Below are 13,774 nucleotides of genomic sequence, written 5' to 3' on the forward strand. Positions count from 1 at the left end.
AGAAAAGGAGAAATGTTAAGATGAAAAAAGTAAGAGTTGTTCATTTTTGGATTGGTGTGATTGTTTCGGTTTTCCTATTAATCGAATCTACTACAGGAATTATCCTGTATTTCAATAAAGGTGGCGAAGAAAAAGGAAGATTTTCTATGCAAGGACAGTTTCCATCGGGTGGACAGTTTAATGGAAATCAACAATCTCAAAATAGCGATCAAAACACTGCTCCTCAAAATGGACAAAGTGGCAATAATACTCAAACCCCATTTCAAAATTTTGGAAAAAGACCTGAGCAGTCTGCATTTTCAGTAAAAAGCTTACATACCGGCATAATTGGTTTAATTAGTGGTATCGGTCTTTTTATACTTACTGGAACAGGATTAACTTTATCTTGGATCTTGTGGAGTAATAAACGAAAAATGAAAAAAAGAAAAGAAAAAGTATCAATGGCTATTTAACAAAGGGGGGGGCCAAAAAAGTAAATCTTTTTGGGAACTCTCTTTTTTCTTCATATGGCAATCAGTGGTCAATTGGCATATTTAATTTAAAATAAAAACCATCCAAATTATGTAGTGACCCCAAATGTTAGATACGGCTAACATTTGGAGGTGCACTTCAATTAATTCTGGATGGTTTTCGCTTTTATTTTATCAGCTTCGGAAATTAAGAAGTCGCAGTTTCCACTTCTACTTGTTCTTGCTCATTACCTTCTTTATCTCCAGCTTTTCTATTTGTTAATTTAATTGGTGTTAGGAATAATGTTACGATTGCACCAATTATGATGAATCCTAAACCAACAAAGAATACTTGGTGTAATGAATCCATTAATGATGTTTTAATGATCGGTAACATTCCTTCTAAAATTGGCTTTGGAATTAGCTTTTTAGCATCCGCATTAAATAACATTGTAAATACAGATTGAGGAGTTGTATTAATCATGTCTTTAAATTTGTCTACTAATGGTGCAGCTTGAGCTGGTAATTTATTTAAAAATGGAACTAAATCATGGTTTAAAAGTGTTCCTGACTTACTGTTCATTACAGCACCTAAAACAGTTGCTCCAAAAGTACCACCGATTGAACGGAAGAATTGACTAGAAGATGTTACAATCCCTAATTCCTTCTTATCAAATACTTCTTGAAGAGCTAGTGTAATTGTCGGCATTACTAACCCAATACCTAGACCCATAACTCCCATAAAGATAGTTGCAATTGTTTTACTTGAATTCATATCTAAAGTTGTTAATAAATATAAACCTAATGCAATTACGAACATACCCGTAATAATCTGTGGTTTAATTCCTACTTTAAATACAACCTGACCACCGATAATACTTGCAATAATCATAGTGATCATCATTGGCGTCATAATTGTTCCCGATTGTGTTGCACTTACTCCAACAATACCTTGCATGAAGAATGGTACGAACATAATTGCACCAAACATCGCTATTGTCATAAAGAAACCAATTAAGTTTAATGTTACGAAAGTTCTATTTTTGAATAAATGCATTGGTAGAATTGGCTCTTTAGCTTTATTTTCTGCAATAACGAAACTAATGATTCCAACTACAGCTAATACAAATAAACTAATGATTTGCCATGAATTCCAATCATATTTAACTCCACCTAAACTTAAAGCAAGGAGTAAACTTACAACACCAATAATCATAGTCACCATACCAGCGATATCGAAATTGATTGGTCCAGTATTTTTTCTTCCTTTTAAACCTAATGCAATAAAAATTGTTGCGACAATCCCTACAGGAAGATTAATGTAGAATACCCATTTCCAGTTTAATGAGTCAACAATCCATCCACCAATTTGTGGTCCGATTACTGAAGCTAAACCGTAAATACCACCGAAAACCCCTTGGAATTTCGCACGTTCTTTACCTGTAAATAAATCCCCGATTACAATCATCGCCATCGGCATCATTACGCCGCCACCGATACCTTGAATACCACGGTAAATAATTAATTCAGTCATATTATGGGCAATACCACATAATGCTGAAGCTGCCATAAATATAACTAAACCTGCAATATAAACACTTCTACGACCTAATAAGTCTGCTAATTTACCTGCGATCGGCACTACAGTAGTTGAAGTTAATAAGTATGCTGTTGTAAGCCAAGTCATCATACTTAAACCACCAAGGTCCCCTACAATTTTAGGCATTGCAGTACCAACTATCGTGCCATCTAATGCCGAGAAAAACATTGCAATTATTAGACCAATTAGCAATAGTTTACGATTGCCTTCTTTTTGGACAACTGTATTTGTACTCAAAATATATTTCTCCCTTCTCTCTACCTTATCTTTTTTCTTTTTATAATTACTAATACAAAAAAGTATCTTGTAAAAATTTCTATAAATCTGCTGCAGCATTTGCAAGCTTTTCAGTAATCTTTGCAAATTGTAATAACTCATCGTCAGAAAGGTTAAACAAGAAACCTTCAAAAATTTCTTTTCGATCTTTTATCACTGATTCTAATTTTTTAATACCTTCCTTAGTTAACATAATATTTACAACTCTTCGGTCCTTTTTATCATGTTCTCTATATACAAAGTCATTATGTTCAAGTCGATCAATCATAAATGATACAGCACTTGGTTTTACACCCATCATCTCTGCTATTTCAGATATTTTACAGCTTTCTTTTTTTCGTAAGTACATTAAAACAAAAAATTGAGTAGCTGTTACCCCATGACTATTCATGCTTTCTGTCACTTTTGGTTGCATTTTATGAATAGTACTTTGAAGTGCAATCTGAATCCGTTCAATGTACTCATTTTTGTTAGCCAAGAAAGTTAACCTCCTTTAAAAATTAATCAAAATAAATATTTAATGTCTGTTAAATATTAATGCTTATTAAATATAAAACGTGACAGAAAAATAGTCAATCTTATTTAAATTAGAAATTTTTAACATAACTCTAATTTTTAATATTGATCATTATAATGAAAACATTTACATTGGCTTACGGTATTGGTTTTATAAATATTGTCCTAGCCAGCTTTTTTTATTTAAAAATACAAAAAAAAATGCACTCATATTATGAGTGCATTTCTTACAAATTATAATTAACCAATATGTGGAGTAATTAATTCTTCTAAAGCTTCTTTAGGTTTGAAACCTAAAGTTTTTTCTACTACTTCGCCGTCTTTAAGAACGAATAATGATGGAATGCTCATAACTTCAAATTTAGCTGCTGTTTCTTGGTTTTCATCAACATCAACTTTAACAATTTTAACTTTTTCTCCGTATTCAGAAGCTAATTCTTCTAATACAGGAGCAATCATTTTACAAGGACCACACCAAGTTGCCCAAAAATCAACTAATACTACACCTTCTTTTGTTTCTTCTGCGAACGTTGCGTTTGTTGCATTAACAATTGCCATTTATTTTTTCCTCCTACCTGCGCAAGCTACATAAGTAAAATATGTAGATTGACATAATTTGTTATAATTTTAATGAAAGTATACCATATGAGAATTAGCATTTTCTATTTATTTGCTCAAACTTACTATTTCCAAACAAATAGTTGATATACCAATGAAAGGACTAAAAAAGTGATAACATTTGAAAGAATTACAACAGACTTAATTGAAGTAATTGAAGAAATTACAAATTCAAATCAAAATTACAATAAAATGGAGAATGGTCGTTTAACACGAACAAAAGAAGAACTAATGAAGGAATATTTTTTTTCCTCACATCAAACGGAAACTTATTTTATTAAATTAGATGATACCTATATAGGATTAATTGATTTCTTAGCGCTAAATCCTAAAGATGGTTTCCCATGGCTAGGACTTTTAATGATCCATCATGATTACCATGGATATGGATTTGGAACAAACGCATTTATACTATTTGAAGAACTACTTATAAAAAGAAATATTAACGGTTTACGATTAGGAGTGTTAATTAAAAACCAACAAGCAAAATCTTTTTGGAAATCACAGGGATTTAAATATATAGAAAATAAATCGAATGCAGATGGTATTGAAGTAGAGATTTATGAAAAGATTTATTCATAAAATTTTCATATTTAAATGTTAAATTATTGATTGTCTGCTTCATGAGACTTCTAGATTATCGATTTAGTCCATGAGTAACGATTCAATTCGATACTTTTGTCACAATTTCGTAAAATCTTACTCGAATTAATGCCAGATTTTTATGTTAATATATTGTTGAATATAATAATAATATTCAAAAAATTTAACACGATAGGAGTGGCATTTATGAGAAAACCTTTACGTAAATCGTTTAATCAATTAGTTCATGAGAATAAACAATCTTTATTACGAAACAAAGAAGAAATTGAAAAAATTGAAAGTAAAATTGAAAAGCGCCACGAATTATTATCTGAAAAAAACAAACTAAACAAAGCTATATCATAAATTTTAAGTAATCCTTAAGAGGGATTACTTTTTTTGTGTTGTTCTAAAAAATTTCTTCCTCTCTCTTGAACCTACCTATTTGACAATGTTCAACTTCTCCAATATAAGCAAATACAAGCTGTAAAAAATCACTTCTTTCTTATATATAAAGTGCAATTACTGATTCAACTAAAATAGGCGAACTCTTATAATAATAAGACGTACTATATAGTACATTGGTCTAGAAATTGGAGGTAAAAGTATGCATCATCCATTTTGGAATTTACATCCGCATCATCCCCAACATCCTATGAGAAACGGTGTTCAAGGTCATGTACAAACTGATCATCAATCAATCATGCAAATGTTCATGAATCTTGAAAATCAGATTACAAACCTTGTAAAAGCAATCGAAGCAAATAATGAATTACTTAGACAACTTGAACAAAAACAAAATCAAGTTGTAACAAGTGGCGGTGGATCAGTCATTGTTAGGATGTAAGGACAATGGCTTGTAAACGAATAGAAGAACTATAAAAGAGGTGTCACAAAAGTTAAAGTACTTTTGAACCCCTCTTTTTTAAATTTTTTTGCAAGACGTACACTTGAAAAACACAAAAAACCCACAAGATACTAACTTGTGGGCTATCATTTATAGCTTTTATATTAAGAGTTAACTAATACAGCTTTAAATTCTTCTGTTAATAAAGGTAATACTTCGAATAAGTCACCAACGATACCGTAATCAGCTACTTTGAAGATATTAGCTTCTGGATCTTTGTTAATTGCAACGATTACTTTAGAGTTTGACATACCAGCTAAATGTTGGATAGCTCCTGAAATACCACATGCAATGTATAAATCAGGCGTTACCACTTTACCAGTTTGGCCAATTTGTAAAGAGTAGTCACAATAGTTAGCATCACATGCACCACGAGATGCACCAACAGCAGCACCTAGTACTGAAGCTAATTCTTTTAATGGATTAAAGCCTTCTTCACTCTTAACGCCACGGCCACCAGCAACGACCACTTTCGCTTCTGAAAGGTCTACACCTTCACTCGCTTTACGCACAACATCTTTGACGATTGAACGTAAGTCTTTAATTTCAACCGAAACAGCTGCTACATCACCAGTGCGAGAAGCATCTTTTTCTAATGCTGAAATGTTATTTGGACGGATTGTCGCAAAAATAAATGGATCTACCATAACTTTTTTCTCGAATGCTTTACCTGAGTAAATTGGACGAGTGAAAACAATATTTCCACCAGCTACTTCGATTGCAGTAACATCTGAAATAAGACCACTTTGCATACGAGCAGCAAGTTTAGGAGATAAATCCTTACCTAAAGCTGTATGACCGAATACTAGACCTTCTGGTTTTTCTTGGTCAATAACTGCTAAAAGTGCTTGAGAATATCCATCAGAAGTATAGGATGCTAATTTTTCATCTTCAACAACGATTGCACGATCTGCACCGTATTGAATCATTTCAGCAGCTAATGCACTAACTGATTTACCTACTAATACAGCAACTACTTCTCCGCCCTCAGCAACTGTTTTAGCCGTACTTACTGCCTCAAATGAAACATTACGTAGTGATCCTTCACGAACTTCGCCTAATACTAATACTTTACGTGACATGTTATTTCCCTCCAAAATTTTCTATTACGATATTAATCTATTATTTAAGTTCTAATATTCAATAAAATTAGATTACTTTTGCTTCAGAACGTAGTAATGAAACTAATTCTTTTACTTGGTCTTTTAATTCACCAGTTAAAACTTTGCCCGCTTCTTTCTTAGCAGGTAGGTAAATTTCAATTGTTTTCGTTTTTGCTTGAACTTCATCTTCTTCTAAATCTAGATCATCTAATTCTAATTCATCTAAAGGCTTTTTCTTAGCTTTCATAATACCAGGTAAAGAAGGATATCTTGGTTCATTTAAGCCTTGTTGAGCAGTGATTAATAATGGTAAAGATGTTTCGATGATTTCTGTATCACCCTCTACATCACGTTCGATTGTAGCTGTCGTACCATTAATGTCAATCTTAGTAATTGTTGTCACGTAAGGAATATTTAATAATTCAGCAACGCGTGGACCTACTTGACCAGTACCTCCATCAATTGCAACATTACCTGCTAAAATAATTGAAGGATCTTTATCTTCTAAGTATTTAGCAATAAGTTTTGAAGTTGTATATTGATCAGCATTTGTAACATCATCTTCAACGTTAATTAATACAGCTTTATCAGCACCCATAGCTAGTGCTGTACGAAGTTCTTTTTCACTATCTTCGTTACCAATTGTTATGACAGTCACTTCGCCACCATGAGCGTCACGAATTTGAATCGCTTCTTCAACTGCATACTCATCGTATGGATTTATAATAAATTCAGCGCCATCCTCTTGGATTGCACCATTTGAAATTGTAATTTTCTCTTCAGTGTCAAATGTTCTTTTTAATAGTACATAAATGTTCATTGTTATACCCTCCCAGGAAATGTAACTACATCTATTTTTTTAAAATATTAAACTACTTATTTATTAAACACTGGTTTTCTTTTTTCTAAAAATGCCGAAATACCCTCTTTTGCATTTTCAGTTGTAAAAATTTCTCCAAATAATTTAGACTCTTCTTCCACCGCTTCATGATATGAATTAGTTCTAGTAGAAGATAGTAGTTGTAGAATATATTGAATTGATTGCATACTTTTATTAGCTATTTTAGCCGCTAATGCATTTGCTTCATCTAATAAAGTTTCTTCTGGCACTACAATTGTAGCTAATCCAATTTTCCCAGCTTCAACACCAGAAATTGGTTCAGAAGTCGCAAGCATAACTAACGCTTTATCTTTACCTACATAACGTGGTAATCGTTGTGTCCCAGCAAACCCTGGAATAATTCCTAAGTTTAATTCAGGTAAACCAAGTTTTGCGTTTTCTGCAACAACTCGAATATGACAGCTCATTGCAAATTCAAGTCCGCCACCTAATGCAGCTCCGTGAATTGCTGCGATGATCGGCTTAGAATAATTTTCAACACGATCAAAAACTAGTTGACCTCTTCTTGCAACAGCTGCTGCATCTTCAGCATTTTTGAAAGAAGTAAATTCTTTAATATCTGCACCTGCAGAGAAAAATCTACCTTCTCCATGAACAACTAAAACGCTTACATCATTGTTATTTTCTAATTCATCTAAACGCTTAACTAAATCAGCAAATACAACCGAAGACATTGCATTTGCTGGTGGATTTTGAATTGTTAATAATGCAATACCATCGGATATTTTACATTGAATTAAACTCACAACTATTCCTCCCTATTTTTCAAAATGTACTAGAACGTTAATTTTGGTACCCGCATCCTCTTATTAATAGTTGGTGGACTTTATCGGCTTTAGCTTCTAAATCTTGTTTTTGACCAGTCATTACCCAATGGGTCATCACTTCATCAATCGTGCCGAAGATCATTTGTCTAGCTGTACGAATATCCAATTGTTTGTCGAACAAACCACTATTGATTCCTTCATTTAAAATTGAATCAATGATATGTAGATACTCTTTTAGTACCTCATTTATTCTTAATCTCAGGTCAATATTTGTTTGTCTTACTTCCAATTGCATAACGATTGCCAAATGCGAATCTTTAGACATTTCATAAAAGTGAGTTTTTACCAACATTAATAATTTCGATATCGCGTCCGGTTTACCTTCAATTTTTTGACGAATTTTTTCAGTAAAATTTCCCATCTTCTCTTCAAACAGTGAAATTAAGATGGATTCTTTATTTTTAAAATACAAATAGATTGTTCCGTCAGCTACACCAGCCTGTTTTGCAATTTTAGAAACCTGCGCCTGATGGTAACCATTTTCAGCAATTACAACAACTGCAGCATCAATTATTTGTTTATATTTTGGTTTATCTCTTTTCATTTTTTATTAACCCCTTCTTACAGTGAATGAATAATCATTCATATTCTCATAATACAAATTTATCAGAAAATTGTCAATTGTCCTGTAATATTTTTATGTATAAAGTTTCTTACAAAAGCTTTTACTATTCTTTTTAATCTTTGTACTTATATTTAATTTTATCAGGTTTTTTTCTAATCAATCTTTAAATTTATTTTAGCATAGTATTTTTATAACGGTTCATAAAATAAAGAGGGATGCTTCTGTTATCATCCCCCATATATTATTATATTAAATTTTCATCAGAATCCTCAGGTTTCGTATTCTTTTGTTTTTCTTCTTCTAGTAATGTTCTTCTTAAGATTTTACCAATCATTGTTTTTGGTAATTCATTTCTAAATTCATATATTCTCGGAACCTTATAAGCTGCTAAATATTTTCTGCAAAAATCATCTAGTTCAGCCTCAGTCACTGATTTTCCTTCTTTTAATACAATATAAGCTTTAACTGTTTCTCCACGATATGCATCAGGAATACCAACTATAACTGCTTCTTTAATAGCCTCGTGTTCATATAATACTTCCTCGATATCTCTAGGGTAAACGTTAAACCCTCCTGCATTGATCATATCTTTCTTACGGTCAACGATATAAAAGAAGCCTTCTTCATCCATGTAGCCTAAATCACCTGTATATAACCAGCCATTTTTTAACGTGGTTGCAGTTTCCTCTGGTCGATTCCAATACCCCTTCATTACTTGTGGTCCTGAAACGATTAATTCCCCAATTTCACGATAAGGTAATTCTTCGTCAGTTTCTAGAGATACTATTTTAGCATCTGTACTTGGCCAAGGAACTCCAATGCTGCCCGTCACTCGCTTATCCCATAGGAAATTACTATGTGTAACTGGAGAAGCTTCTGATAAACCATAGCCCTCTACTAATTTTCCACCTGTCACCTTTTCAAATTGATCTTGAACTTCAACAGGTAATGCTGCAGAACCACTTAAGCAAGCATGAATACATGAGATATCATTATTCTTTAAATCAGGATGATTTAATAATGCGATATACATTGTTGGTGCACCAGGGAATAATGTAGGCCGATATTTATTGATTGCTTTAAGCATTTGAGTTGCATCAAATCTCGGAACGATAATCATTTCATACGCACACATGATTGACAAATTCATACATGTCGTCATTCCATATACATGAAAAAATGGTAAGACAGTCAAAATCTTTTCTTGGCCCTTCTTACTTTTATATAACCATTTCTCTGCCATTAACGTATTTGATGCTAAATTTTTATGTGTAAGCATTACACCTTTAGGAAATCCAGTGGTTCCTCCAGTATATTGAAGGATTGCTACATCTTCTATACTACTACTTGAGAGATCCTGTTCAAGCGGTGCGGATATTTGCATAATAAAACTAAATTGATGAATCGAGTGATCATTAGGTATCTCAGGTGCCTTTGGCTGTTTTGAATAAGGATATAACAGCTTTTTAAAAAATGGTAAATAGTCTTTAATCCCAGTAACAAAAATATGTTGAAGATTAGTAGATTTTTTTACTTCGTACACTCTATTAATTAATAAATCTAAACAAATAATAGCTGTTGCACCACTATCATTCATTTGATATTCAAGCTCACGTTCTGTATATAGCGGATTTGTTTGGACGATAATTGCCTCTGCAAAAAGAATCCCATAATAAGCAATCACTGCTTGAGGGCAATTTGGAAGCATAATTGCAACTCGATCACCTTTTTTAATTCCTAAATTCCTTAAAAAATTGGCGAATCTTAAAGACTGAATATAAATTTCATTAAACGTCATCGATTTCCCAAGGAAATTAAGCGCTTTCTTAGCTGGATATTTTGAAGCTGTTTGCTTTAAATATGTTGGTAATAAATTAAACTGTTCGTCTAATGTAGCTGGTATTTGCTCTGGATACTGACTCACCCAAGGCCTTAATCTTGGTTCCTCCATACCATTCACCACCAGTATTTTAAAAGTATGTTCATACTAAAATTAGTATATGTTACAAATTTCAGCTATACAATCAAAATATTAAGAATATTTAATCACCAGTGGATTTTGAATTTGTTTTAGAATTTAATGAACTAATTGATTAATTACTTCATCGCTATCATAGTAAAAATCAGGTGACAAATCGGTGCGATTAGTCAATAATCCAAAATTGTATTCATCATAGTTTTCTAAAGTGAGAGATTTGACTTTCCCCTCATTGGATAAACTTTTTACAAGTTTAAATATAAATGAGTATTGCGAGTCAATATTAGTTGTTGCAAGGTGAAATATCCCTTTTAAATCATTTTCAATAATTCTTCTTACTTGCTTAGCAATTCCTGTATCAATTGCATGATTCAAAAAAATATTATCATATGCTTCAATTTCTTGACCCTTTTCTATTTTATCTTTTATTTCATTTAGTCTTGGTGAATGCTTTCCCCAAACCATTGGCAATCTTAATACAATCCCATTATCGCCAATCTCATTCTTAATTAATTCTTCACATTTTATTTTAAATTGTCCATAATCTGATTCGGCAATAGTAAGATCGTTTTCAGCGTGATGCTTTGAAACTTCTCCATCAAAAACATTTGTTGTAGAACAAAATAAAAATTTCGTTGATGTTGATTTTATTTTTTCTACTATTCTAGAATGCGCCTCAAATTGAACAGTAAAATCACCACGTAAACAAGAAACAATTACATCTGGACAAATACGATCAATCCAGTCCAAAATTTTCTCTGAATCATTAATATCCCACTGTAATTGATGATCATTTTTCAAATCTAATTTTGTTTGATTGAACGTTCCATAAACGTCATAATTAGGAGAAAATTCTTTTATTAAAGCCTTCCCAACTAGTCCACTAGCACCTAAAATTAATAATTTCATTGTCTCTCTCCTTTTTACAAAATATTTAATAAACTTGTGATATATTGAATGTATCATAATAAACAGTGTTTACATAGTTCATAAATTTAAAGTCCAGACTATTTGAAAGCTTTTAATCAAACAGACTTAAATGATAAAAGGGAGTGGAGTTCATATGAAAACAAAGGTTCTTTTAAACAACCGTATTGTCGATTTAAAATCTGCAAATGTAAATATTTTAGATCGAGGTTATCAATTTGGAGATGGCGTTTATGAGGTTATTCGTTTTTTCAATAAGTCATATTTTGAACTCGATGCACATTTAATTCGCTTGAAGGAAAGCTGTGAAAAAATATTAATACCTTTTAAAATGCACCTAAAAAAACTTGAAAGTGATTTAGTTTATTTAATGAATACATGCGATTACGATAATGGATATGTTTATATCCAAATTAGTAGAGGTGTAATGAACCGCAATCATATTTACCAAGACGAAGTTAATTTAAAGCCACAACTAGTTGCTTACACAGTAAGAGAAGATCATAGACCACTACAGCAAATGGAAAAAGGAATAACTGCTTATCTAACGAATGATATTCGATGGCTTCGCTGTGATATAAAAAGTTTAAACTTATTAGGTAGTGTTTTAGTAAAAAATGAGGCTTACGCTAAAGGAGCAAAAGAAGCAATATTGCATAGAGATGGGATCATTACAGAAGGATCAGCAACAAATGTCTTTATCGTAAAAAGCTCTACTCTATTCACTCATCCTGCCAATCACTTAATTCTAAATGGCATTACTCGAAAAGTGGTACTTGAAATTGCAAAAAAAGAAAAACTCGAAGTAAAAGAGATTCCATTCTCAATTGATGAACTTTTAAATGCAGATGAAGCTTTTACAACAGCATCAGTTTCTGATATCCTACCTGTTACTTCAGTTTTAATTGATGAAAAATCCTATTCTATCGGTTTAGGAAAGCGTGGAGAAATAACAAAGAGAATTCAAGATTCATACACTAATTTAATTGATAAAATTCCGCAGGACCAGTCAACTAACTAGCCTACACTAAATTATAAAACCGCATTAAGAAATGTTGGTTTACCTAAGTGAGGAGTGACTGTTTTGGCAATTTTTATAGCCATTTTAATCGCTTTTTTTGGCGCATCTCTTGCTCTCGTTTTCACTATAGGGCAATCTAGAAAACGTAAATTCATCATCTGGGGTATCGCGAATATGGTAGCCATTGGGCCATTTTTGTCATTTGCCATTGGAATTACGTACGCAATTATCAAAGGAGATGGCTGGGCAGGGCTGTTGATGTGGGTATTGTATCCAATCATATTTGTTATTGGTCTCATTCAGTTAATTATAGGGATCTTCTTGAAAAAAAGCTCCGATAAAAATAACGATAAGTACCATTAGTTACCTAAAAGAATAGCCAGTATCTTAGACTAGAATTAAGATACTGGCTTTTGTTGTTTTGGCTAACAATGGAAGTCCAACTTTCTTTAAATAAACAGTTTTAACAATTGATTTAAAGTTTTGTTAAGTTGATTTTATTTGAATAAATGTAATATAGAATAATTTATATATATAAAATGTTACATGCAAAAAAATCCTATACTATTGTAATTTCATTTTTAGTAAATAGGCTTTACATGTTTATGAAGTAAATATGTAAAAAGGGTGATTTCTATGGCTAGATTAACCTCTTTTGTAAAACGCATTTTTAATTCATTAACCAATATAGCTGAGGCAAAAGGAAAAAAAATAACCGGTTACAAATCAAAAAAATGGATTAGTTACGGTGATAGTATCACTTCATCTAACGGATGGCAGCCGGCTGTAGCGAAAAGGTTAGGTTTGACTCATGTAAATAGAGGTATTGGCGGAACAACTATAACTGAAAATGGATCAATTGCCTGGATTGATCAAAATGGAAATTACAAAGGTCAACCACCTAAACCACAGCCAAATGGAACGATAGAAATTTTATCAAGTATGTGTAACAGTCAAAGGATCAATGCTACGATTCCACTTGATACTCAACTTTTAACAATAATGGGTGGAACAAATGACTTTGGTAGAGGTCTTCCTTTAGGAAAAGGATTCCCAACAAATGAACGACCCAATTTAGACGAATCTACATTTATCGGTGCTTTATGTTCAATGATTGAAAAAATACAAACAAGATTACCAAATTGTAGGATTATTCTTATGACGCCTGTACCTAGATACCACAACGGAAAATATGAAGATAAAAATAAAGCCGGTTATTTAACATCTGATTATGCTAGAGCTGTAAAAGATGTAGCTACATTTTACGCATTGCCATGCATCGACCTATACTCTAATGTTGGGTGGAATAGAATGAACGGTGAATATTATTTAATAGATAGTATGCATCCAAATAAAACTAGAGGATATAAACGTGTTTCAGAGATTGTAATTGGAGCGTTAGAAGTTCTACAGCAAGATGTTAAAAGTAGTATAGAAGAAGAGGATACTAATCAACCAACAGAAAATTAGACAAATAAAAAAATAGATCTCAAGTGTCAGCAAT

General features: G+C 32.2%; 16 protein-coding genes. 7 read left to right on the plus strand and 9 right to left on the minus strand.

Annotation, left to right across the window (positions count from 1 at the left end):
- The first annotated feature begins 20 nt into the window (after nucleotides 1-20).
- Entirely contained in the window at nucleotides 21-452 is a 432-nt protein-coding gene (locus tag COE53_RS05845) for a PepSY domain-containing protein (protein ID WP_069034554.1), read from the plus strand.
- 205 nt (nucleotides 453-657) lie between these two features.
- Here COE53_RS05845 and COE53_RS05850 read toward each other — a convergent pair whose 3' ends face one another.
- From COE53_RS05850 to trxA, 3 genes are all read right to left on the minus strand, one after another.
- A complete protein-coding gene (locus tag COE53_RS05850; RefSeq protein WP_286162539.1) occupies nucleotides 658-2,286 on the minus strand; it encodes an MDR family MFS transporter in 1,629 nt (542 codons plus the stop codon).
- A gap of 79 nt (nucleotides 2,287-2,365) precedes the next feature.
- Nucleotides 2,366-2,803 carry a MarR family winged helix-turn-helix transcriptional regulator gene (locus COE53_RS05855; protein ID WP_069034555.1) on the minus strand — a complete coding sequence of 146 codons (438 nt, stop codon included), beginning with the start codon at nucleotides 2,801-2,803 and terminating at the stop codon, nucleotides 2,366-2,368.
- A gap of 278 nt (nucleotides 2,804-3,081) precedes the next feature.
- Nucleotides 3,082-3,399, minus strand: a complete 318-nt coding sequence (gene trxA / locus COE53_RS05860; RefSeq protein ID WP_056472391.1) for a thioredoxin — start codon at nucleotides 3,397-3,399, stop codon at nucleotides 3,082-3,084.
- Between the two features lie 171 nt (nucleotides 3,400-3,570).
- Here trxA and COE53_RS05865 point away from each other — a divergent pair, with 171 nt between their 5' ends.
- The 3 genes from COE53_RS05865 (at nucleotide 3,571) to COE53_RS05875 (ending at nucleotide 4,888) form a co-directional block, all read left to right on the plus strand.
- Nucleotides 3,571-4,041, plus strand: coding sequence for a GNAT family N-acetyltransferase (locus tag COE53_RS05865; protein ID WP_069034556.1), 471 nt, complete (start codon nucleotides 3,571-3,573; stop codon nucleotides 4,039-4,041).
- A gap of 207 nt (nucleotides 4,042-4,248) precedes the next feature.
- Complete coding sequence (locus COE53_RS05870) at nucleotides 4,249-4,407, plus strand: FbpB family small basic protein (protein WP_069034557.1); 159 nt, start codon at nucleotides 4,249-4,251, stop codon at nucleotides 4,405-4,407.
- A 241-nt stretch (nucleotides 4,408-4,648) separates the two neighbouring features.
- Nucleotides 4,649-4,888 carry a hypothetical protein gene (locus COE53_RS05875; protein ID WP_084006963.1) on the plus strand — a complete coding sequence of 80 codons (240 nt, stop codon included), beginning with the start codon at nucleotides 4,649-4,651 and terminating at the stop codon, nucleotides 4,886-4,888.
- Nucleotides 4,889-5,052: 164 nt separating this feature from the next.
- Here the strand turns inward: COE53_RS05875 and COE53_RS05880 are convergent, their stop codons facing one another.
- The 6 genes from COE53_RS05880 to COE53_RS05905 all read right to left on the minus strand — a co-directional run bounded on the left by COE53_RS05880 (nucleotide 5,053) and on the right by COE53_RS05905 (nucleotide 11,231).
- Entirely contained in the window at nucleotides 5,053-6,030 is a 978-nt protein-coding gene (locus COE53_RS05880) for an electron transfer flavoprotein subunit alpha/FixB family protein (protein ID WP_069034558.1), read from the minus strand.
- A 67-nt stretch (nucleotides 6,031-6,097) separates the two neighbouring features.
- On the minus strand, nucleotides 6,098-6,871 hold the full coding sequence (locus COE53_RS05885) for an electron transfer flavoprotein subunit beta/FixA family protein (RefSeq protein ID WP_069034559.1): 774 nt from the start codon (nucleotides 6,869-6,871) through the stop codon (nucleotides 6,098-6,100).
- Nucleotides 6,872-6,927: 56 nt separating this feature from the next.
- Nucleotides 6,928-7,698, minus strand: coding sequence for an enoyl-CoA hydratase (locus COE53_RS05890; protein WP_069034560.1), 771 nt, complete (start codon nucleotides 7,696-7,698; stop codon nucleotides 6,928-6,930).
- A 37-nt stretch (nucleotides 7,699-7,735) separates the two neighbouring features.
- On the minus strand, nucleotides 7,736-8,323 hold the full coding sequence (locus tag COE53_RS05895; protein ID WP_069034561.1) for a fatty acid metabolism transcriptional regulator FadR: 588 nt from the start codon (nucleotides 8,321-8,323) through the stop codon (nucleotides 7,736-7,738).
- A 265-nt stretch (nucleotides 8,324-8,588) separates the two neighbouring features.
- A complete protein-coding gene (locus COE53_RS05900) occupies nucleotides 8,589-10,295 on the minus strand; it encodes an AMP-binding protein (RefSeq protein WP_069034562.1) in 1,707 nt (568 codons plus the stop codon).
- A 126-nt stretch (nucleotides 10,296-10,421) separates the two neighbouring features.
- On the minus strand, nucleotides 10,422-11,231 hold the full coding sequence (locus COE53_RS05905) for a sugar nucleotide-binding protein (RefSeq protein WP_069034563.1): 810 nt from the start codon (nucleotides 11,229-11,231) through the stop codon (nucleotides 10,422-10,424).
- Nucleotides 11,232-11,385: 154 nt separating this feature from the next.
- Between COE53_RS05905 and dat the strand changes: the two genes are divergently transcribed.
- The 3 genes from dat (at nucleotide 11,386) to COE53_RS05920 (ending at nucleotide 13,740) form a co-directional block, all read left to right on the plus strand.
- Complete coding sequence (dat, locus tag COE53_RS05910; protein ID WP_069034564.1) at nucleotides 11,386-12,270, plus strand: D-amino-acid transaminase; 885 nt, start codon at nucleotides 11,386-11,388, stop codon at nucleotides 12,268-12,270.
- Between the two features lie 63 nt (nucleotides 12,271-12,333).
- Nucleotides 12,334-12,633, plus strand: a complete 300-nt coding sequence (locus COE53_RS05915) for a hypothetical protein (protein WP_098947561.1) — start codon at nucleotides 12,334-12,336, stop codon at nucleotides 12,631-12,633.
- A 273-nt stretch (nucleotides 12,634-12,906) separates the two neighbouring features.
- Nucleotides 12,907-13,740 carry an SGNH/GDSL hydrolase family protein gene (locus COE53_RS05920; RefSeq protein ID WP_069034566.1) on the plus strand — a complete coding sequence of 278 codons (834 nt, stop codon included), beginning with the start codon at nucleotides 12,907-12,909 and terminating at the stop codon, nucleotides 13,738-13,740.
- The last annotated feature ends 34 nt before the right edge of the window (nucleotides 13,741-13,774 follow it).

The organism is Bacillus sp. AFS029533 (genome assembly GCF_002585125.1).
Lineage (GTDB): Bacteria > Bacillota > Bacilli > Bacillales > Bacillaceae_G > Gottfriedia > Gottfriedia luciferensis_B.